The organism is Dokdonella ginsengisoli, from assembly GCF_042652785.1.
Lineage (GTDB): Bacteria > Pseudomonadota > Gammaproteobacteria > Xanthomonadales > Rhodanobacteraceae > Dokdonella_A > Dokdonella_A ginsengisoli.
In genome coordinates this window covers 171,090-191,222 of sequence record NZ_JBHSHD010000007.1, presented here as the reverse complement: position 1 = coordinate 191,222, position 20,133 = coordinate 171,090, and the positions used below count along the sequence as shown (strand labels likewise).

The window sequence follows — 20,133 nt, the reverse complement described above, 5'->3', positions numbered from 1 at the left end:
GCGGAGTGCGCCGTTTCTCACGGCGACGCGGCGGGTAGGGAAGGGCGTTGCGGCCGCGCGCCTAGCGCGAATAGCGGCGCAACAGATCGACCACCGCGGCCGCCTCGGCGACGCGCCTGGCCTCGCGCGGTTCCGCCGCGACGTGCTCGGCCAGGTGGCCGGCCATGACTTCCATCATCAGCGCGTGCATCGCGCCCTTGGCAGCGGCGATCTGCACCAGTACGTCGGCGCAGTCGGTGCCGGCCTGCAGCGCCTTTTCCAGCGCATTGACCTGCCCCGCGATCCGGCGGACGCGGGCGAGGAGCTTCTTCTTGTCACGTGCGACGTGCGCCATGGGAAAGAAGCCTATACCCTATGGGGGTATCGATAGAAGCCCCTGCCATAGAGCCCATCTGCATGAATCTCGAAGCCCACGCCGCCGCGCGGCGCCACTCGCACGCGTTCGACCACGGCAATCCGATGGCCGAGCGCAACACCCGCCGTGCAATGCTGCTGACCTTCGCGATGATGATCGTCGAGATCGCCGGCGGCTGGTGGTTCAACTCGATGGCGGTGCTCGCCGACGGCTGGCACATGAGTTCGCACGCGCTCGCACTGGGACTGTCCGCTTTCGCCTACGGCTGCGCGCGCCGCTACGCCGGCGACCGCCGCTTCGCCTTCGGCACCTGGAAGATCGAGATCCTCGGCGGCTACACCAGTGCCATCCTGCTGCTCGGCGTGGCCGGACTGATGGCCTTCCAGTCGGTGGAGCGGCTGCTCGATCCGGGCGTCATCCACTACCGCGAGGCGATCGTCATCGCCGTGGTCGGGCTGGGGGTGAACCTGGTCTGCGCATGGTGGCTGCGCGACCATCATTCGCACGGGCACCACGATCACGGCCACGATCATCACCCGCATCACCACGGGCATGAACACGCGCACCGGCACGGTCACGACCTGAACCAGCGCTCGGCCTACCTGCACGTGATGGCCGATGCGGCGACGTCGGTGCTGGCGATCGTGGCGCTGCTCGGCGGCATGGTCTTCGGCGCCGCCTGGCTGGACCCGGTGATGGGGCTGGTCGGCGCCGCGCTCGTCTCGGTGTGGGCCTGGGGGCTCATTCGCGCCTGCGGACGCATCCTGCTCGATGCGCAGATGGACGCGCCGGTGGTGGCCGAGATCCGCGAGGCCATCGAGGGCGGGGAAGTGCCGGCGCGCATCAGCGACCTGCACGTGTGGCAGGTCGGCCAGGGGAAATTCGCCTGCATCGTCGAGATCGTCACCGAAGCCGGCGTCGACACCGAACGCTTCCGCCGCGCGCTTTCCGTGCACGAGGAACTCGTCCACGTCACGATCGAGGCGGTTCCGCTTCCGGCGTAGGCGTCCGGTGATGCCGATTGCAACGGCGGCCGGTGTTCATCCGAGCGGGCGCAGCAGCAACAGCAGGCACAGCGCCAGCATGAACACGGCCATCGACGCGTCGAGCACGCGCCATGCGCGCGGGTCGCGGAACACCGGCAGCAGCAGGCGCGCGCCGTAACCGAGCGTGGCGAACCACAGCACGCTGGCGCCGCAGGCGCCGGCGGCGAAGGCCCAGCGCGTCGCGCCGGCGTAGCGCGTGGACAGGCTGCCGAGCAGGACCATCGTGTCCAGGTACACGTGCGGATTGAGGAAGGTGAAGGCGAGGCAGGCGAGCAGCACGCGCCGCCGGCTCGCCTCGCCGTCGCCGGCCGGCGCCAGCGCGCCGGAACCGCGCCATGCACGCCGCGCCGCCAGCAGGCCATAGGCGGCGAGGAAGGCCGCGCCGCCGAAGCGCAGTGCCTGCAGCAGGGCGGGCCATTCGTGCACCAGCGCACCGACGCCGGCGACGCCGCAGACGATCAGCGCCACGTCGCCGAGCGCGCACGTCGCCGCGACGAGGCCGACGTGGCGGCGCTGCAGTCCCTGGCGCAGGACGAATGCGTTCTGCGCGCCGATGGCGATGATGAGGCCGGCGCCGGCGACGAAGCCGGCGGTGGCGGTGGCGAAGGACATGACGGTTTCCTCCGGTGGAAAGTGCGCAGCCTGCCGTGACGATCCAACTAAGACAAACTACATTTCCTGACTCTTCTGAAGAAAATCTGATCCGCCATGGACCTCATCCATCCGCAGCTCGCCGCCTTCGCCGCCGTGCTCGAGGAGGGCAGCTTCGAAGCGGCTGCGCGCCGCCTCTGCGTCACGCCGTCAGCCGTATCACAGCGGATCAAGGCGCTCGAGGACCGCCTGGGCCAGGTGCTGGTGGTGCGGCAGTCACCGTGCCGGCCGACGCCGGCCGGCGAGAACCTGCTGCGCCGCGTGCGGCCGATGCAGGCGCTGGAAGCCGAGGCGCTGGCCGACTTCATGCCGGAGCAGAAGGCGGCGCCGTCCGCGCGCCCGGTGGCGATCGCGGTCAACGACGATTCGCTGGAAACCTGGGTCGTCGCCGCACTTGCGCGCCTGCACCGGCAGTACGGCTACGTGTTCGACGTGCGCGTGGACGACCAGGACCACACGCTCGACCTGCTGCGCGACGGCAGCGTGCTCGGCGCGATCACCGCCGTCGCCAAGCCGCTGCAGGGCTGCAACGTGCACGCGCTGGGCCGGATGCGCTACCGCGCGATCGCCGCCGCGGACTTCGCCGCCGAATACTTCCCTCGGGGCATCGACGCGGCCGCGTTCGCGCGCGCGCCGATGATCGTGTTCAACCGCAAGGACGCGCTGCAATGGCGCTTCGTCCGCCGCGTCACGCGCGCCCGCCTCATGCCACCGGTGCACTACCTGCCCACGTCCTCGGGATTCGTCGAGGCCGCCGTGCGCGGCCTCGGCTGGTGCCTGGCCCCCGAATCGCTGATCGCGGCGGCGCTGAAGGCGAAGACGATCGTCGACCTCGATTCCAAACGCTGGCTCGACGTGCCGCTGTACTGGCAGCACGCGGCGGTTCGGTCGACGACCCTGCAGCGCATCGGGCAGGGCCTGCGGGAGGGCGCGGCTGCGGCGTTGCGGGCGTGAGGGCTCGGCGGCTCACGAAGACGAATCGGCTCGCCTGCGTCTCCGGGTCAATCTACGAATTCACTAGTTGACAGCCCGCCGCCGACCGTGATCAGATGCATCTACTAAAGAATAAGTAGGTTCGACGTGGCCAGACCCGCTTCACCCACGCTCACCAAGTCCGAGCAGGCGATTCTCGAAGTGCTGTGGGAGCGGGGCGAGGCTTCCGTCCGCGACGTCGCGGACGAGCTGGCCAGGCTCAAGCCCACGGCGTACACGACGGTGCTGACGATGCTCGGCATCCTCGACAAGAAGGGTTTCGTCACGCATCGGCAGGAAGGGCGCGCCTTCGTCTACCGGGCGGCGATCACGCGCGAGCAGGCACGCGCGCAGGCGCTGGAACATCTGCTGGCGCAGTTCTTCGACGGCTCGCCGAACCTGCTGGCGCAGCATCTGATCCGGGAGCACGACATCGACCGCGCGGAGATCGACGCCCTGCGCAGCCGGGTCGGCGAGGCGAAGGCGAGGAGGCGCAAGTGAACATCGTCGACGTGGCGTTGATCGTGGCGACCCAGCATCTGCTGCACAGCGCGGTGCTGTTCGGGGTCGCGCTGCTGCTGGTGCACCTGCGCGCGCTCGGCGCGGAGGTGCGCTCGTGGCTGCTGCTGGCGGTGTTCGCGCTGGCGGTGGCGTTGCCGTTCGTTTCCTTTCTTCCCGGTCCGTCGGCGGCGAGCCTGCCGGTGGCGGCGGCGGATGCCAGTCGTCTGATCCCGTTGCCTTCCGAAGGGGCGCGGCTCGACGAGCCGGTGTACGAAGCCGGGCAGAGTCCGGATGTGCTGTACCTGCAGATTCCCCGGTCGTTCTCCTCGCTGCTCGCGCTGGCCTGGGCGCTCGGCCTGCTGTGGCAGTGGATGCGTCTGGTCGACGGCTGGCGGCAGGCGCGCCGCCTGCGCGCCGGCGCGCGGCCGGCGCCGGCGCTGGAGGCGGCGCTGGCGCCGGTGCTGCCGCGTCACGCGCGGATCGCCACCACGGCCGCCGACGGGCCGATGGTGGTCGGGCTGCTGCGCCCGTGGATCCTGCTGCCGCGCGCGCTGGCGCAGACGCTGTCGCCGCAGGCGCTGCACGACGTGCTGCGACACGAGATCGCACACATCCGCCGCGGCGACCTGTGGCTGGTCGCGGCGCTGCGCGGAGCGCTGGCGGTGTTCTGGTGGAATCCGTTCCTGCGCCTGATCAACGCGCAGCTGGAACTGGCACGCGAGATGGCCTGCGACGCACGCGCCGCGCAGGGGCGCGGCGATCGCACCGACTACGCCGACTCGCTGCTGGCGAGCGTGGAGGCGCTGCTCGAACTGGGCGAACGCCGCGACTCGCTCGCGGTCGGCATCTTCGAGCAGCGCAGCCATCTCGTGCAGCGCATCGACGGCCTCGTCGACGACGAAGCCGCAGCCGGTTCGACGCGCCGCCGCCTGACGCTCGCGGCGAGCGTAGCTGTGCTGGTCGCCTGCGCGGGGCTGGCGGTGGCGGCGGTGCCGCGGTTCGACTTTCCCGCGCAGTCGACGGCCGAGCCCGATGTGCGCGTGACGGCCCTGCTCACGGCTGCGCGCAGCGGCGACCGCGACGCGGTGCGCGAACTCGTCGCCGGCGGCGTCGACATCGATGCGCGCGTGCTCTATGCCGGCACGCCGCTGATCCAGGCGGTGCGCTCCGGCGACCTGGACACGGTCGACGCGCTCCTGGATCTCGGCGCCGATCCGGACCGCGCCTCGCTCGGCGAAGGAAACCCGCTGATCGTCGCGTCACGGCTCGGCCTGCAGCCGATCGTGGAGCGTCTGGTCGAAGCCAGGGCCGACGTCAACCGCGTCGTGACGTACGACGAGACGCCGCTGATCAACGCGGCCCGCAGCGGGCATCTGGCGACCGTGCGCTATCTCGTCGCGCATGGTGCGGACGTCAATCTCGGCGTGGAGGCCGACGGCTGGCTCGGACGCTGGCGCACGCCGCTGAACCAGGCCGGCGACGCGGCCGTGCGCGCCTACCTGATCGAGCAGGGCGCGCGGGTCGAGCGGCGATGAAGCTCCGGTCTCGTCGCCCGCCGGCGACCGCCGCACCGCGAGCGTCGCCCGCGCACTGAGGCTCAGCCACGCGGCGAGCCCGCCCGCGTACGGGTTGCCGCTTCTTCCGAACATCCGTCTCGCCGCCGTGCACGCACGGGGGCAGCGGCGGCGCATTGCCGCGACGCCGGCTCGCGTCGCGCGAAATCTTCCCCCTTCCCCGATCGAAAAAGGCTTCGACCCATGAGGAAAACGACATTCGCCTGCACGCTGGCGGCGATCCTGCTGACCGGCACCGTTGCGGCGCAGGCGCCGGGCCCCGAAGGAAATTCCCAGTGGGACGCCGCGCTGCGCAGCGGCCTGCGTCCGGGCCTGCTGAAGGCTGGCGAGCCCATGCCCGGCTGGTCGCTGCGCGAGCGCATGGCGCACTACAAGGTGCCCGGTGTGGCGGTCGCGGTGCTGAAAGGGGGCGAAGTGGTGTATGCCGCCGGCTTCGGCGTGCGCGAAGCCGGCACGCAGGATGCGGTGGATGCGGACACGCTGTTCTCGGTCGGCTCGATCAGCAAGGTGGTCGCCTCGGCGACGTCGCTGCGGCTGGTCGCGCAGGGCAGGATCGAGCTGGACCGCAACGTCGACGACTACCTGAAGTCGTGGCGCATTCCGGCCGCGCCGGGCATCGAGAATCCCAAGGTGACGATGCGCATGCTGCTGTCGCATACGTCCGGGCTTGGCGTGCACGGGTTCGAGGACTACCTGCCCGGCGAGAAGCTGCCGACGCTGATCGAAACCCTCGACGGAAAGCCGCCGGCGAAGAACGAGCCGGTGCGCCTGCAGCATGCGCCCGGTACGCAGGGTGACTACTCCGGCGGCGGCGTCATGGTCGAGCAGAAGGCGATCGAGGACGTGAGCGGATTGCCTCTGGCCAGGCTCGCGCGCGCGCAGGTGTTCGAGCCCGTCGGCATGCGCCGCAGCACGTTCGACAACCCCGTGCCGGCGTCGCTCGGCAACATCGCCAAGGCGCACGACGCGGAGGGAAAGCCGACCGCGTTGCCGCGCGGCTGGCAGGCGTTTCCGGAACAGGCCGCCTCGGGGCTGTGGACGAGCGCGAACGAACTCGGCGCATTCGTCGGCGCGCTGATCGAGAGCTACCGCGGCAAGGGCGACTTCCTGCCGCAGGGCATCGCGATCCAGATGATGACGGAAGTCTCGCCCGGCTCGCGCGGCCTGGGTCCGCAGCTGTCCGGTTCCGGCGTGACGCGCCGGTTCTTCCACAACGGCGACAACGACAGCTACCACGCGGCCTTCGAGGGCTATCTCGAAACGGGTGACGGTTTCGTCATCCTGACCAACGCGAAGAACAGCAAGGGCCTGCGCGGCGAGATCCGCAACGCGCTGACCGACGCGCTCGGGCGCGAGCTGCGGCCGCCGATCCGCGCGATCGAGCTGGATCTGAAAGCACCGGCCTATGCCGACTACGCGGGCACGTACCGGATCGACGCGGCCGTGCCGATGGACCTTCGCGGCGATCTCGCCGACACCTTCGAGTTCGATGCGCTGGCCGTGGAAATGAAGGACGGCACGCTGACGGCCGACCTGCCCGGCGAATCGAAGCCGTCGCCGTTGCTGCCGCTGACTCCGGCGCGCTTCTACGCCACGCGCTACGGCGTCGAGCTGCAGTTCCATCGTGACGCCCACGGCGCCGTGCGGGCGGTGAGCGTCGAAAGCGACGGGGCGCAGGCCTATTACCGGCGCGAAGCGGCGGAGCGCAAGCCGGCCGCCGCCGGCGCCACCGAGGCTGCGCGGATGCCGGAAAAAAAGCCTTGAAACGCATCGGGCGAAGTCCGGTCGCGGCAGGCTTCGGGTTCTGCATCGATGCCGCTCGCCGAAGTCGCACTTACAGCCGCGCCGCCTTCATCGCCAGGTAGTTCCTCTCCGGTTCGCTCGCGGTCTTCCCCGCCGCGGCGAGATAGCAGGCTTTGGCCGCGGCGGCGTCGCCGCTCCTTTCCAGCAGATGCGCGCGCACCGCGTCCAGGCGATAGTGGCCGGCGAGGCGGCCGCTCGCCTGGAGCGAATCGAGCAGGTCCAGTCCGGCACGCGGACCTTGAACCATCGCCGCGGCGACGGCGTGGTTCAGCGCGACGACCGGGTTGTCGGACAGACGCATCAGCACGCCGTACAGCGCCTGGATCTGCGGCCAGTCGGTGTCCTCGGCGCGCGCCGCTTCGGCGTGCACGGCGGCGATCGCGGCCTGCAGCTGGTACGCACCGATGCGGCCGCGCGGCAGCGTGGCTTCGACCAGCGCGAGGCCTTCGCCGATCGCTTCGCGGTCCCACCGCGAGCGGTCCTGCTCGTCGAGCGGGATCAGGGCGCCGTCGGCGCCGCTGCGCGCCGGACGGCGCGCGTCGGTCAGCCGCATCAGGGCGAGCAGGCCGGCGACCTCGGTTTCCTGCGGCAGCAGCGCGTGCAGCGCGCGGGTCAGGCGGATCGCCTCGTCAGACAGGTCGACGCGGTGCAGCGTGGTGCCGGCGCTGCTGGCGTAACCTTCATTGAAGATCAGGTAGAGCACGTGCAGCACCGCGTCGAGGCGCTCGGCGCGTTCGCGCTCGTCCGGCAGCTCGAAAGGCACGCCGGAGGACTGGATCGTCTGCTTGGCGCGGCTGATCCGCTGCGCCATCGTCGCCTCCGGCACGAGGAAGGCGCGCGCGATCTCGGCCGTGCTCAGGCCGCCGACCGCGCGCAGGGTCAGCGCGATCGCGGAAGGCGGCGTCAGCGCCGGATGGCAGCACAGGAACAGCACGACCAGCGTGTCGTCGCGGTCGAGGCCGTCCTCGTCGAAGACCGGGTCGGCCGCTTCCTCGCCGGCGTCGTAGAGGAACACGAACGCCTCGCGCTGGCGCCGCGCGAAGTCGGCGCGGATCTGATCGGTGAGGCGCCGCGCGGCGACGTGGATCAGCCAGCCGCGCGGGTTGTGCGGGCGCCCTTCGCGCGGCCACTGCAGCGCGGCGGCGAGCAGGGCTTCCTGCGTGGCGTCCTCGGCCGCGGCGAAGTCGCCGAAGCGGCGCGCCACCGCACCGAGCACCTGCGGCGCGAGTTCGCGCAGCAGGGGCTCGAGGCCGAGGTCGTCGACGCTCACGCTCAGTCGACCGGCGGCGCGCTCATCACCTGGCGTACTTCGATCGGCATGTGCAGCGGTGCGCCGCCCTTGCCGGGCGCCATCGAGATCTGCGCGGCGATCTCGTGGATGCGCGCCGGGCCGTCGACGTCGAGGATCCAGAATCCGGCGAGGAATTCCTTGCTCTCGGCGAACGGGCCGTCGGTGTCCGGCGTGCCGTCCTTGCGTGCACGCACGAGCTTGGCTTCCTCCGGCCCGGCCAGGCCCTGCGCGTCGACGAATTCGCCGGAGGCCTTCAGCTTGCGGTTGAAGTCCATCATGAAGCGGATGTGCGCCTGGATGTCCTCCGGCGCCCAGGTGCCGATGCCGGCGGTGGTCCAGCCTTCCTTCGGGGCGTGCATCATCAGCATGTATTTCACGGGATTTTCCTCGTTGGCCGCACCCGCCATGGGGGCGTTCACCGTGTAGTCGGAGCCGGGCGCGGGTTCTCTACATGGCGGAAAAAATAAGCTCGGCGATGGGGTGATCGAAGAAGCACATTCTCGCAGAGGCGCAGAGAACGCAGAGGAAAAGCGCTTTGGACCATCGCTCTCTCTGCGTTCTCTGCGCCTCTGCGAGAAACGCTTCCTTGGTCGGCTACCCCGAATGCGCCGGACAATCGCGCTGTCCGCTTCCGGACGCAAACCGCCCGCCACCGAACAGGTTTCGCGAGCTCCGCTCGCAAGCCATTGATCGGAAAGCCGGCCGTGCGCTGGCACGTGCCTTGCTGAAAGCAGTCGCGACATCGCGCACTCTTGCGCGAACGCACCGGCCGAACGACGGCCTTGCAGCAGAGGATCGCATGCGACTGGGCAACTGGATGGCGGACCTGCGACAGGCGTTGCGCACGCTGCGGCGCACGCCGGGATTCACCGTGACCACGGTCGGCATGCTCGGGCTCGCGATCGGCGCGATGGCGGGCATGTTTAGCGTGGTCAAGACGGTCCTGCTCGACCGCCTGCCGTATGCCGATCCGGACCGCCTCGTCTACGTCACGGCTTCGGCGCCGGGCTCGGGCCTGCCGGAGGAACTCGGCGCGGCGCCGGAATTCTTCCTGCAGTACAAGGAGCAGTCCACGCTCCTGCAGGACGTCGCGCTCTACGACAACTTCACCTCCACGCTGCGCGTCGGCGACCGCGTCGAGCGCGTGCGCATGTCGCAGCCGACCAATACCTTGTACTCGACCCTGGGCGTGAAGCCGATGCTCGGACGCCTGCCGACCGAGCAGGACGAAGACACCGCCGTGGTGATCAGCCACGCGTTGTGGACCAGATGGTTCGGACGCGATCCGTCGGTGATCGGGCGCACCTACGACGTCTCCGACAAGCACCGCACGATCATCGGCGTGATGGGACCGGAGTTCCGCTTTCCGCGCAACGACACGATGCTGTGGATCTCGCAGACGATCCGGCCGGCCGACATCAAGGCGCCCGGCCGCTTCGGCGCCGACCTGGTCGGCCGCCTGGCGCCGGGCGCCACGTATGGCAGCGCGGCGAACGAGCTGACCACGCTGGCCGCACGCCTGCCGGAGCGCTTCGGCGGACCGACCGCCTACGCGCGCCTGATCGGGCAGCATCGCGCGGTCGTGCGCGGCCTGGCGGATCAACTGCTCGGCAACTACTCGGGGCCGCTGTGGGTGCTGTTCGCGGCGACCGTGCTGGTCCTGCTGATTGCCTGCGCCAACGTCGCCAATCTGTTCCTGGTGCGAATCGAGGGGCGCCATCAGGAGATGTCGGTGCGGCGCGCGCTCGGTGCCGCACGAGGGCAGCTGCTGCGCCTGCACATGGCCGAGGCGATCGTACTGGCCGGATTCGCCGCGGTCGCCGCCCTGGCGATCGCCGCGGTCGCCCTGCCGATCTTCCTGAGCGCGGCCCCGGCGCTCATTCCGCGTCTGGACGAAGCCGGCCTGGATGCGGCGACGCTGTCGTTCACCGCCGTCGCCGCGCTGGTGTCGGCCTTCATCTGCGGCGGCCTGCCGGCGCTGCGCGGTTCCGCGCCGGACCTGTCGCGGTTGCGCGAAGGCGGCCGCGGGCTGACCCGCCAGCGGCATTGGCTGCGCCACGCCCTGGTGGTGGGGCAGACCGCGCTCGCGCTGGCGCTGCTGATCGGCTCCGGGCTGCTGATGCGCAGCGTCTACGAACTGCGCCAGGTCGATCCGGGCTACGACACCCGCGACATCCTGACCTTCCAGATCGCGCCGGAGCGGCCCGAATTGAAGGACGCGGCCTCCTTCGCGCGCTTCAACCTGGCCTTCCTCGAGCGCCTGGCCGCGTTGCCCGGCGTGCAATCGGTCGGCCTGATCGAGAACGTGCCGCTCAACGAAGGCACGTCGCTGATGCCGATCCGCACCGAGCAGATGAGCGCCGATGCGAACGAGGGCAAGCTGCTGCACTACAACTTCACCGCCGGCGACTACTTCAAGGCGATGGGGATCAAGCTGCTGGCCGGGCGCACGTTCGGCGCCGACGACCACGCTTCCTCGCGCGGCAACGTTCTCGTCAGCAAGTCCGCCGCGGCGATGCTGTGGCCGGGGCGCGACGCGGTCGGCCAGCGCCTGCAGCGTCGTGACCAGACCGCCTGGGAAACCGTGGTCGGCGTGGTCGACGACGTCATGCAGGACGATCTGCAGACGCCGGCGGAAGCGGCGGTGTATTTCCCGCTGGTCGACACCACGCCGCAGGGCGGGCGCACGGTCTCCTCGCCGGGCTACGTCGTCCGGACCGCGCGTGCGGAAACGATCGCGCCGGAAGTGCGCGCGCTGGTGCACGAGGTCGCGCCGGAAGCGCCGATGTATCGCGTGTTCACGATGGCCCGTCTGATCGAGGACTCGATGCTGCAGCTGTCCTTCACCTTGCTCACGCTCGGCATAGCCTCGCTGCTCGCGCTGATCCTCGGCGCGGTCGGCCTGTACGCGGTGCTGTCCTACGTCGTCGACGAGCGCACGCGCGAGATCGGCGTGCGCATGGCGCTCGGTGCGCGCGCGACGCAGGTGCGCGCGATGGTGGTCGGGCAGGGCGTGCGCGTGGTCGGCGTCGGCGTCGCGATCGGCGTGCTGGTCGCCTTCGCCGGCACGCGGGCATTGAGCAGCCTGCTGTTCGGCGTGCAGCCGCTCGACGTCGCGACCTTCGTCGCGATGCCGCTGGTGATGGTGCTGGTCGGCCTGCTCGCCAGCTACCTGCCGGCGCGCCGGGCGTCCAACCTCGATCCGATCGAGTCGCTGCGCCGCGACTGACGTGCCGCTCAGCGCAGCGCCTTTTCGAACCAGTGCTGCGCGTAGGGATTGTCGTTGAAGCGTTCGATCTCGCGGTAGCCGGCGGAGCGGTACAGGCGCAGCGCCTCGGCCAGCGTGCCGTTGCTGTCCAGGCGCAGCGTGCGCATGCGGTGCTTGCGCGCGGCCTGCTCCAGCTCGCACAGCAGGCGCCGCCCGAGGCCGAGTCCGCGCGCGTCGGGAGACACCCACATGCGCTTGATCTCGCCGACGCCGCGCGCGAGCGTGCGCAGCGCGCCGCAGCCGATCGGCTCGCCGAACAGCCGCGCCACCAGCAGGCAGCCGCCCGGGGCGCGGTAGTCGGAAGTGTCCGAGGAATGGCCGTGGCTGCGGTCGAAGCCGCCGGGGAAGCGCGCGTCCAGCTCGGCGAAGTAGCGGTCCAGGCAGTGGCGCGCACCGGCGCCGTCCGGTTCTTCCGGCGCGATTTCGACGCTGGAAGCGCGCAGCAGCCGCTCGACCTCGGCCATCGCCGCCACCAGGCGCTGCGATTGCGATTCGTCGAGCGAATCCAGCATCGACTGCGCGAGCTTGTCGGACAGCGCGTCGATCTTGCGCAGTTCGGCCAGCCCCGAGCGCGTCAGGCGCACGGCCTTCACGCGCGCGTCCGCGGCGGACGGCTGGGTGGTCGCCAGGTTCCTCGCCTCCAGCGTGCGCAGCAGCCGGCTCAGGAAACCCGAATCCATGCCCAGGCGCTGGCGCAGCTCGCGCGCGGTGGCTCCGTCCGCGCCGATCTCGAACAGCAGGCGCGATTCGACGTAGGGGCGGTCGCGGCCGAGGTATCTCTCGTTCAGCACGCCGAGCCGCCGCGTCAGCGTGCGGTTGAAGGCGCGGATGCGGCCGACGTCGTCGGGCAGGGGAGTGTTCTTCATTCGTCTGACTTTAGTCAGACAATTTTCGGAGTGCAAGCGCCGGCCGCGAAAGCCGTGCGACGCGGCGCTCAGAACGCGCGCGGCAGCTGCGCGTGCAGCTCGTGGCACATGACGGCGAGGAAGCCGGCGAGACCGAGGTAGAGCGCGGCGTAGGACGTGCGCGTCTCCGCGTCGGCCAGGTAGTACGCCTGCTGTTCCGGCGCGGAGAATCCGCGCAGCGCCTGCATCACCTGCGGCGCGGCGAGGATCGCCATCAGCACCAGCAGCAGACTGGGCCGCCACAGGAACAGCGCGATCAGCAGCGGCACGCCGAGCAGCCACAGGCGCGGGGAGATCACCGCGCTGATGCGGCCGCCGTCGAACGGCGAGACTGGGATCAGGTTGAACAGGTTGAGGAAGAACCCGGCGTAGGCGAGTGCGAGCAGCAGATCGCTGCCGGTGGCGCGCGCGGCGGCGTAGAACGCGAGCGCGCCAAGCGTGCCGACCAGCGGCCCGGCCATGCCCACGTAGGCTTCGGTCTCGGCGTCGTGCGGTTGCTGCTTCAGTTCGATCCAGGCGCCGACGAACGGGATGAAGGTCGGCGCGCCGACGTCCAGCCCGCGCCGGCGCGCGGCGAGGTAGTGGCCCATCTCGTGGATCAGGATCAGCAACACGAAGCCGACCGCATAGCCCCAGCCGAACAGCCAGGCATAGGCGACGATCGACAGCAGCATGCTGCCGCCGGTCAGCGCGAGCTTGCCGAGCTTCGCGCCGCCGAGCAGCAGCCAGAGCAGCTTCACGGCGAGGTCTTGCGGCCGAGGAACTTGCGCAGCGCGGCGCCGATCGCGACCACGCCGACCGCGATCAGCTTGAAGAACTTCGCGAACAGCGCACCGGCCAGCGCGAGCAGGCCGAGCTTCTTCGCCGCGACGCCGCCGATCAGCGCGGCCAGGCCGTATTCGGCGACCTTGTCGGTGGACGAGTTGAAGTCGGCGTAGCGGCGGCCTTCGTTGAACGAGATCGAGCCCAGCAGCTGCTTGGCGACCGGCTTCTCGCCCTCGACGCGCGATTGGGAGGTGATGAAATCGAGCGAGACGTATCCCTCGCGACCGAGCACGTAGGTGTTGTAGTTGACCGTGTTGTCGGTTCCGGCCGGGGCGCTCTTCTCGCGCAGCTCGACCGACCACACCAGGCGCTGCGTGGCGGATTCGTAGGCGGGCGGCTCGATCCAGTGCGTGACTTCCAGCGGCGAGAAACCCAGCCGCGCGCGGCGCTCGTTGCCGGCCTCGGTGCCCTGCTTGAGTTCGTCGAGCAGTTCGTCGGCCTTCCAGTGCCGGGCGTCGTCGTCCTTGATGTAGCCGGCGTCCTCGAAGTCCACCGTCGCCATCCATTCGCCGTCCTCGCCGGTCGGCACGATCAGGCCGAGGAAGGTGTCGCCGATGCTGTTGCCCATCGCTTCCATCAGCGCCTTGCCCTGCGCCGGCGGAACGAAGCCGTAGCCTTCGGGCAGGTCCAGCGTGGCCTGGTTCGACAGCGCGACCTTGCGCAGACCGGGCTGCATGGCCTGGGCGGCCTTCTCCCACGGGCCGTCGGCGGCGGCCTGGGACGCGGCATCCGGCGTGCCCGCCGCGGTTTCCTCGGCGTGCGCGGCCGAAACGGCGCACACGCCGAATGCGGCCGCCCAGACGAGGCGGCGCAGGAACTTCATTTCCATTGGATGTTCTCCCCGGCGGACGGCGGACGGCGGACGGCGGACGGCGGACGGCGGACGGCGGACGGCGGGCCGCGGCGCGGCCGGCGGCGGCAAGGGTAGCGCATGCGCCGCCGCCCGCGCTCGCCATGCGCGCCGATCGCCGCTAGGCTGGCCGGGTCGTTCCCTGCCTGGATGCGAATGCGAGCACTGCCGGTTTTCCTGCGCTTGCCCCTGGCTGGCGTTCTGATCGTCGCGAGCACCCTGCTGCACGCACTGCCGCTACTCGCGATCGCGCTGCTCAAGGTGGTCCTGCCGTTCGCCGCGGTGCGGCGCCTGTGCAACCCGCTGCTGACGGGCCTGGCCGAGAGCTGGATTGGCTTCAACAGTTTGCTGATCGTCGCCTTCACGCGCACGCGCTTCGTGCTCGGCGAACGCGCACGGCTGCAGCGCGACGGGCACTACCTGGTGCTCGCCAACCATTGCAGCTGGGTCGACATCCCGGTTCTGCAGAAGGTGTTCAACCGGCGCATTCCGCTGCTGCGCTTCTTTCTCAAGAGCGAGCTGTTCTGGGTGCCGCTGCTCGGGCTCGCGTGGTGGGCGCTGGATTTCCCCTTCATGCGGCGCTACGCGCGCGAGCAGATCGCGCGGCGGCCCGAGCTGGCCGGACGCGACATCGCGGCGACGCGCCGTGCCTGTGCCAAGTTCCGCGCGATTCCGGTTGCGGTGATGAACTTCGTCGAGGGCACGCGCTTCACCCCGGACAAGCATGCGGCGCAGGCATCGCCGTACCGCCATCTCTTGAAGCCGAAGTCCGGCGGGGTGGCATTCGTGCTCGAGGCGATGGGCGAGGGCCTGCAGGCGATCCTCGATGTGACGGTGGTCTACCCCGGCGGCCAGCCGACCCTGCTCGACCTGTTCGCCGACCGCGTGGGCGAGGTGCGCGTGGACGTGCTGGAGCGGCCGATTCCGCGCGAGCTGGCGAGCGGCGACTACCAGAACGATGCGGCGTTCCGCGAGCGCTTCCAGGCCTGGATGAACGCGCTGTGGACCGACAAGGACGCCACCTACGCGCGGCTCTCCTCGGAAGCCGCCGGAGAGCCGGCCGTCTAGACGGCTGGATCGTGCGGCGCGGGGGGTTTTCCTGGCGTTCGCGCGGCGGCGATCATTCGTCCATCTTGTCCGCGTCGGAAGTCTTCGGCTTGGCGGTGCACGCGGTGTACTCGGCGCGCGTGACCTGCTGGTCGCCATCGGTGTCGCACTGGCGGAAATGCCGCGACAGCCACGGATCGTTCTTCGCATCCTCGAGCGTCAGCTGGCCGGCCTTGCGCACGTCGAGCTGGTCGAACTGCACCGGCGTGGCGGCGGCGCGTTCGTTCTCGCGGTTCTGCAGCTCCTGCTGGGTGCGCTCCAGTTGCTGCTGCTCGTTCATCGGCGGCGCGTTCCTGGTCTGTGCGAACGCTGCGGGCATCGCCAGCGCGAGAGCCAGTGCCGCGATCGCGGACGTCGAATTCTTCATGGCAACCTCCGTCGTATCCGAACGCCACGATCGCACTGGCCGATTGAATTCGCTATGAATGTTTCCGATAGGGAATCAATAGCCTAGTGTAGATATTCCGTTATGGCCTAGCGCACGCCGGACGCTCAGCGCGTCTTGTCCAGCGGCGTGGCGACGGCCGGCTCGGCGTGCGCGACGCGATCGTTCTCGTCGGCGGAGGATTCGACCTCGCCCAGGTGCGCGGCGACGTCCGCGCCGCATTTCGGACAGCGCGCGACGTCTTCGGCCTTCCAGTCGGTACGGCTGTCGATGAATTCGCCCTGGCAATGGGGACAATGGATTCGCGCGACCGGCATGGCGACACCTCCGTCATCTGGGGCCCACTGATTCCGACCCGCGCAGCGCGCGCAGGTTCCGCGCGAGCGTGAACGGCCGCCTACAGCGCGTTGCCGCAGGCCTGTCCCGAGGCCCAGGCCCACTGGAAGTTGTAGCCGCCGAGCCAGCCGGTCACGTCGACCACCTCGCCGATGAAATACAGGCCCGGCACGAGGCGCGACTGCATCGTCGACGAGGACAGCTCGTCGGTATCGACGCCGCCGAGCGTGACTTCCGCCGTGCGGTAGCCCTCGGTGCCGCTGGCGATCAGCGGCCAGTCGCCGAGCTGCGCCGCGATCGCGCGCAGTTCGGCTTCGCGGTACTGGCGCATCGGCCGGCTCGCGAACGCGGTCTCGCACAAGCGCTGGGCGTAGCGCTTGGGCAGCGCGTCGGCGAGCACGTTGCGCAGCTCGGCGGCGGGGCGCTCGGCGCGCTGCGCCTGCAGCCAGTCGAACGCGTCGCGATCGGGCAGCAGGTCCAGGCGCAGTTCGTCGCCGGGATTCCAGTACGAGGAGATCTGCAGGATCGCCGGGCCGCTGACGCCGCGATGCGTGATCAGCATCGCGTTGCGGAAGCTCGTCCCGTTGCAGCGCGCTTCCACCGGCAGCGCCACGCCGGCGAGGCCATCGAACGCGTCGAGGTGCCTGCCGCTCAAGGTCAGCGGCACCAGCCCGGCCCGCGTGGGCAGCACGCGATGGCCGAACTGTCGCGCCAGCTCGTAGCCGAAGCCGCTCGCGCCCATGCTCGGAATCGACAGGCCGCCGCTGGCCACGACCAGCGACGGCGCGACCGCTTCGCCGGACGTGGTGGCGATGCGGAAACCGTCGTCCCGCCGCTGCACGCCCGTCACCGAACAGCTCGTCTCGATGCGCACGCCGCCGGCGGCGCATTCGTCCAGCAGCATGCGCACGATCTGCTTGGAGGACTCGTCGCAGAACAGCTGGCCGAGCTCCTTCTCGTGGTAGGCGATGCGATGACGCTCGACCATCGCCACGAAATCGGCCGGCGCGTAGCGCGCCAGCGCCGACTTGCAGTAGTGCGGATTGGCGGAGAGGAAATTGCGCGGCGAGGCACCGAGATTGGTGAAATTGCAGCGCCCGCCGCCGGACATCAGGATTTTCTTGCCGACGCGGTTGGCGTGTTCGATCACCAGCACGCGGCGGCCGCGCTGGCCGGCGACCAGCGCGCACATCAGGCCGGCGGCGCCGCCGCCGATGACGATCGCATCGAAATCCCGCGGTTGCGCCGCGTCGGAGCCCGTCATCAGCCGCCCGCCGGCGCGGCGTCGCCGTACCACTCGGCGCGTTCGATCAGGCAGCCGGCGCCGCCCATCGCGAAGTCGCGGCAGACCTGCGGGCGCTGCGCGTAGATCGTGCAGCGCATGGTGTCGCGATCGAGCGCCGTGCACCAGCCGTCGTCGCGCTGTGCCATGTGTTCCAGGCCGTGCTCGTCGACGTCGGTGGCCCAGATCGGCACGGCGTCGCCGGGCATCAGCAGCACCGGCAGGCGGCAGCAGACCGCTTCGCAGCGGGCGCAGCGCACGCTCGCATCGATCACTTCGTCGACGACTTCGATGTCGAGCGCCGCCGTCATCGCATCGCGCGTCCGCCTACGCGCACTTCGCGGGCGAGACCGCCGCCGATCCAGTAGCACAGCTCGGCCGGATGGCGTGCGTTCCAGACCACGAAGTCGGCGCGCAGTCCGGTTTTCAGCATGCCGCGATCGTCCAGTCCCAGCGCACGCGCGGCGTGCACGGTCGCGCCGCGCAGCGCTTCCTCCGGAGTCAGACGCAGCTCGATGCAGGCCATGTTCAGCGCGAGCCGCAGCGACAGCAGCGGCGAGGTGCCGGGATTGAGGTCGCTGGCGATCGCCATTGCCACGCCGTGCTCGCGGAACTGCGCGATCGGCGGCGGCTGCGTCTCGCGCAGCGCGTAGAACGCGCCGGGCAGCAGCACGGCGACGGTGCCGGCGGCGGCCATCGCGCGCACGCCGGCCTCGCCGGTGTGCTCCAGGTGCTCGGCCGAGCGCGCACCGAATTCGGCGGCGAGCGCGGCGCCGCCCAGATCGGACAGCTGGTCGGCGTGCAGCTTGACCGGCAGGCCGAGTTCGCGCGCGCGCTCGAACACGCGCCGCGTCTGCGCCGGCGAGAACGCGATGCGCTCGCAGAACGCGTCGACCATGTCGGCCAGGCCCTCGCGCGCCGCGGCCGGCAGGATCTGCGTGCGGATCAGCTCGACGTAGTCGTCGGCGCGGTCCTTGAACTCCGGCGGCAGCGCGTGCGCGGCGAGCAGGGTGGTGCTGACGCCGATGCCCAGCTCGGCACCGATGCGGCGCGCCACGCGCAGCATCTTCAGTTCGCTGTCGAGATCCAGGCCGTAGCCGGACTTGATCTCGACCGTGGTGACGCCGTCGGCGAGCAGGGCGCGCGCGCGCGGCAGCGACTGCGCCAGCAGTTCGTCCTCGGAGGCTGCGCGCGTGGCGCGCACGCTGGACAGGATGCCGCCGCCGCTGCGCGCGATCTCCTCGTAGCTGGCGCCGTTCAGGCGCCGCTCGAATTCGTCGGCGCGGTCGCCGCCGAACACCAGGTGCGTGTGGCAATCGATCAGGCCCGGCGTGACCAGCGCGCCGCCGGCCGAGGCGACTTCGGCCGCGAGCCGCTCCGGCGCATCGCGCAGGTCGTGCTGCGCGCCGGCGAACACGATCGCGCCGTCCTTCCAGGCCAGCGCGGCGTTCTCGATCAGGCCGTACGGCACGCCCGCCCGGTCCATCGTCGCCAGGCTCGCGTCGAGCAGCAGACCATCCCATTGCGCGTTCGGCATGCACACTCCATCTGGCGATACGCCGCGCCGCTCGCTAGGCTGCGTGCGATCGACGACTGCGAAAAAATTCCGATGCCTGCGTATTTTGCCGATTCCGGATGGATGCCGCACGGCGGCTGGACCGAGCGTGCCCGTTTCGAGGTCGACGGCGACCGTTTCGCGCCGACCGCCGCCGCGGATGCGGACGGCGCCGAGCGCCTGGGACGCTACGTCGTCCCCGGCATGCCGAACCTGCATTCGCACGCGTTCCAGCGTGCGATGGCCGGGCTGGCGGAGAGGCGCGGCAATTCCCAGGACAGCTTCTGGAGCTGGCGCGAAGTCATGTACCAGTTCGCCGGACGCGTCGGCCCGCAGGCGCTGCGCGCGATCGCCGCGCAGCTCTACGTGGAGATGCTCAAGGCCGGCTACACGCAGGTGTGCGAGTTCCACTACCTGCATCATCAGCCGGACGGACGGCCGTACGCTGACGCGGCGGCGATGTCGCTGGCCCTGATCGAGGCGGCGCAGGAAGCCGGCATCGGCCTGACCCTGCTGCCGACCCTGTACATGACCGGCGGCTTCGACGGCCGGCCGCTGACCGAGCGGCAGCGGCGCTTCGGCCACGAGGTCGACGCCTACCTGCGCCTGCTCGAACGCCTGAGCACGCTGGAATCGCCGGCGCTGCGCGTCGGCATCGCGCTGCATTCGCTGCGCGCGGTGCCGGAGGAGGCGCTGCGCGTCGTGCTCGGTGACGCGCTCGCGCGCGATCGCCCGATCCACATCCACATCGCCGAGCAGATCGGCGAAGTGCAGGACAGCCTGGCGATCCGCAACGCGCGTCCGGTCGAATGGCTGCTCGACCACGCGCCGGTCGACGCGCGCTGGTGCCTCGTCCACGCCACGCACCTGAGCGAACGGGAAACGCGCCGCCTCGCCGCGACCGGCGCGGTCGCCGGCCTGTGCCCGACCACCGAGGCGAATCTCGGCGACGGGCTGTTTCCGCTGCCGGCCTACCTCGACGCCGGCGGGGCGATCGGCATCGGCTCCGACAGCCACATCTCGGTGTCGCCGGTCGAGGAACTGCGCTGGCTCGAGTACGGCCAGCGGCTGATCACGCGCCATCGCAACGTCACCGCGACCGTGGCGACGCCGAGCACCGGCGAGCGCCTGTTCGCCCTGGCGCTGGCCGGCGGTGCGCAGGCCAGCGGCGTGGACATCGCACGCCTGGGCGCTTCCGCCGACAGCGCCGCGCCGCGCGCGGACCTGGTGGTGCTCGACGACGCATCGCCGCTGCTGGCCGGCCGCGACGCGACGCACGCGATCGACAGCTGGCTGTTCGCCGGCAATACGAATCTTGTTCGCGACGTCATGGTCGCCGGCCGCTGGGGGGTGCGCGATTTCCGCCATCGCGACGAGGAGCGCATTGCGGTGCGCTACCGCGAGGTCGTCGACGGCCTGAGGTGAGG

General features: G+C 70.5%; 20 protein-coding genes. 8 read left to right on the top strand and 12 right to left on the bottom strand.

The window, feature by feature from the left end; translation table 11 throughout:
• Nucleotides 1–61 precede the first annotated feature (61 nt).
• Nucleotides 62–334, bottom strand: coding sequence for a metal/formaldehyde-sensitive transcriptional repressor (locus ACFO6Q_RS08525; protein WP_380020211.1), 273 nt, complete (start codon nucleotides 332–334; stop codon nucleotides 62–64).
• 62 nt (nucleotides 335–396) lie between these two features.
• Between ACFO6Q_RS08525 and dmeF the strand changes: the two genes are divergently transcribed.
• Nucleotides 397–1,359, top strand: a complete 963-nt coding sequence (gene dmeF, locus ACFO6Q_RS08520; RefSeq protein WP_380020210.1) for a CDF family Co(II)/Ni(II) efflux transporter DmeF — start codon at nucleotides 397–399, stop codon at nucleotides 1,357–1,359.
• Nucleotides 1,360–1,395: 36 nt separating this feature from the next.
• Here the strand turns inward: dmeF and ACFO6Q_RS08515 are convergent, their stop codons facing one another.
• Complete coding sequence (locus ACFO6Q_RS08515; protein ID WP_380020208.1) at nucleotides 1,396–2,013, bottom strand: LysE/ArgO family amino acid transporter; 618 nt, start codon at nucleotides 2,011–2,013, stop codon at nucleotides 1,396–1,398.
• Between the two features lie 96 nt (nucleotides 2,014–2,109).
• On the opposite strand from ACFO6Q_RS08515, the gene ACFO6Q_RS08510 reads away from it, so the two are divergent.
• The 4 genes from ACFO6Q_RS08510 to ACFO6Q_RS08495 all read left to right on the top strand — a co-directional run bounded on the left by ACFO6Q_RS08510 (nucleotide 2,110) and on the right by ACFO6Q_RS08495 (nucleotide 6,863).
• Nucleotides 2,110–3,006: a LysR family transcriptional regulator ArgP gene (locus ACFO6Q_RS08510; protein ID WP_380020206.1), complete on the top strand. Its 897-nt coding sequence runs from the start codon at nucleotides 2,110–2,112 to the stop codon at nucleotides 3,004–3,006.
• A gap of 126 nt (nucleotides 3,007–3,132) precedes the next feature.
• Nucleotides 3,133–3,525 carry a BlaI/MecI/CopY family transcriptional regulator gene (locus ACFO6Q_RS08505; protein WP_380020205.1) on the top strand — a complete coding sequence of 131 codons (393 nt, stop codon included), beginning with the start codon at nucleotides 3,133–3,135 and terminating at the stop codon, nucleotides 3,523–3,525.
• Nucleotides 3,522–5,060 carry a M56 family metallopeptidase gene (locus ACFO6Q_RS08500; RefSeq protein ID WP_380020204.1) on the top strand — a complete coding sequence of 513 codons (1,539 nt, stop codon included), beginning with the start codon at nucleotides 3,522–3,524 and terminating at the stop codon, nucleotides 5,058–5,060. The genes ACFO6Q_RS08505 and ACFO6Q_RS08500 overlap by 4 nt, the downstream gene beginning before the upstream one ends.
• Before the next feature lie 222 nt (nucleotides 5,061–5,282).
• A complete protein-coding gene (locus tag ACFO6Q_RS08495; protein WP_380020203.1) occupies nucleotides 5,283–6,863 on the top strand; it encodes a serine hydrolase domain-containing protein in 1,581 nt (526 codons plus the stop codon).
• A 70-nt stretch (nucleotides 6,864–6,933) separates the two neighbouring features.
• Here ACFO6Q_RS08495 and ACFO6Q_RS08490 read toward each other — a convergent pair whose 3' ends face one another.
• Together ACFO6Q_RS08490 and ACFO6Q_RS08485 are read right to left on the bottom strand one after the other, a co-directional pair.
• Entirely contained in the window at nucleotides 6,934–8,172 is a 1,239-nt protein-coding gene (locus ACFO6Q_RS08490) for an RNA polymerase sigma factor (protein ID WP_380020201.1), read from the bottom strand.
• A 2-nt stretch (nucleotides 8,173–8,174) separates the two neighbouring features.
• Nucleotides 8,175–8,561, bottom strand: coding sequence for a YciI family protein (locus tag ACFO6Q_RS08485; RefSeq protein WP_380020722.1), 387 nt, complete (start codon nucleotides 8,559–8,561; stop codon nucleotides 8,175–8,177).
• A gap of 431 nt (nucleotides 8,562–8,992) precedes the next feature.
• On the opposite strand from ACFO6Q_RS08485, the gene ACFO6Q_RS08480 reads away from it, so the two are divergent.
• On the top strand, nucleotides 8,993–11,422 hold the full coding sequence (locus tag ACFO6Q_RS08480) for an ABC transporter permease (protein WP_380020200.1): 2,430 nt from the start codon (nucleotides 8,993–8,995) through the stop codon (nucleotides 11,420–11,422).
• An 8-nt stretch (nucleotides 11,423–11,430) separates the two neighbouring features.
• Here ACFO6Q_RS08480 and ACFO6Q_RS08475 read toward each other — a convergent pair whose 3' ends face one another.
• The 3 genes from ACFO6Q_RS08475 to ACFO6Q_RS08465 form a co-directional block, all read right to left on the bottom strand.
• Entirely contained in the window at nucleotides 11,431–12,327 is an 897-nt protein-coding gene (locus ACFO6Q_RS08475) for a bifunctional helix-turn-helix transcriptional regulator/GNAT family N-acetyltransferase (protein WP_380020199.1), read from the bottom strand.
• A 68-nt stretch (nucleotides 12,328–12,395) separates the two neighbouring features.
• On the bottom strand, nucleotides 12,396–13,106 hold the full coding sequence (locus ACFO6Q_RS08470; RefSeq protein WP_380020198.1) for a site-2 protease family protein: 711 nt from the start codon (nucleotides 13,104–13,106) through the stop codon (nucleotides 12,396–12,398).
• Nucleotides 13,103–14,020 carry a DUF2167 domain-containing protein gene (locus tag ACFO6Q_RS08465; RefSeq protein WP_380020197.1) on the bottom strand — a complete coding sequence of 306 codons (918 nt, stop codon included), beginning with the start codon at nucleotides 14,018–14,020 and terminating at the stop codon, nucleotides 13,103–13,105. The genes ACFO6Q_RS08470 and ACFO6Q_RS08465 overlap by 4 nt, the downstream gene beginning before the upstream one ends.
• A 171-nt stretch (nucleotides 14,021–14,191) precedes the next feature.
• On the opposite strand from ACFO6Q_RS08465, the gene ACFO6Q_RS08460 reads away from it, so the two are divergent.
• Nucleotides 14,192–15,109 (top strand): acyltransferase, encoded by a 918-nt coding sequence (locus ACFO6Q_RS08460; RefSeq protein ID WP_380020196.1) that lies wholly within the window; start codon nucleotides 14,192–14,194, stop codon nucleotides 15,107–15,109.
• 52 nt (nucleotides 15,110–15,161) lie between these two features.
• On the opposite strand, the gene ACFO6Q_RS08455 is transcribed toward ACFO6Q_RS08460, so the two are convergent.
• From ACFO6Q_RS08455 to hutI, 5 genes are all read right to left on the bottom strand, one after another.
• Nucleotides 15,162–15,515, bottom strand: a complete 354-nt coding sequence (locus tag ACFO6Q_RS08455) for an EF-hand domain-containing protein (protein WP_380020195.1) — start codon at nucleotides 15,513–15,515, stop codon at nucleotides 15,162–15,164.
• A gap of 125 nt (nucleotides 15,516–15,640) precedes the next feature.
• The gene (locus tag ACFO6Q_RS08450) at nucleotides 15,641–15,850 is read right to left on the bottom strand and encodes a hypothetical protein (RefSeq protein WP_380020194.1); all 210 of its coding nucleotides are present in this window, start codon (nucleotides 15,848–15,850) and stop codon (nucleotides 15,641–15,643) included.
• A gap of 80 nt (nucleotides 15,851–15,930) precedes the next feature.
• On the bottom strand, nucleotides 15,931–17,133 hold the full coding sequence (locus tag ACFO6Q_RS08445) for a BaiN/RdsA family NAD(P)/FAD-dependent oxidoreductase (protein ID WP_380020193.1): 1,203 nt from the start codon (nucleotides 17,131–17,133) through the stop codon (nucleotides 15,931–15,933).
• Nucleotides 17,133–17,462, bottom strand: coding sequence for a YkgJ family cysteine cluster protein (locus ACFO6Q_RS08440; RefSeq protein WP_380020192.1), 330 nt, complete (start codon nucleotides 17,460–17,462; stop codon nucleotides 17,133–17,135). Before ACFO6Q_RS08440 ends, ACFO6Q_RS08445 begins: the two co-directional genes overlap by 1 nt.
• Nucleotides 17,459–18,688, bottom strand: coding sequence for an imidazolonepropionase (gene hutI, locus ACFO6Q_RS08435; protein ID WP_380020191.1), 1,230 nt, complete (start codon nucleotides 18,686–18,688; stop codon nucleotides 17,459–17,461). Before hutI ends, ACFO6Q_RS08440 begins: the two co-directional genes overlap by 4 nt.
• A gap of 72 nt (nucleotides 18,689–18,760) precedes the next feature.
• On the opposite strand from hutI, the gene ACFO6Q_RS08430 reads away from it, so the two are divergent.
• Nucleotides 18,761–20,131, top strand: coding sequence for a formimidoylglutamate deiminase (locus tag ACFO6Q_RS08430; protein WP_380020190.1), 1,371 nt, complete (start codon nucleotides 18,761–18,763; stop codon nucleotides 20,129–20,131).
• Nucleotides 20,132–20,133: the final 2 nt, after the last annotated feature.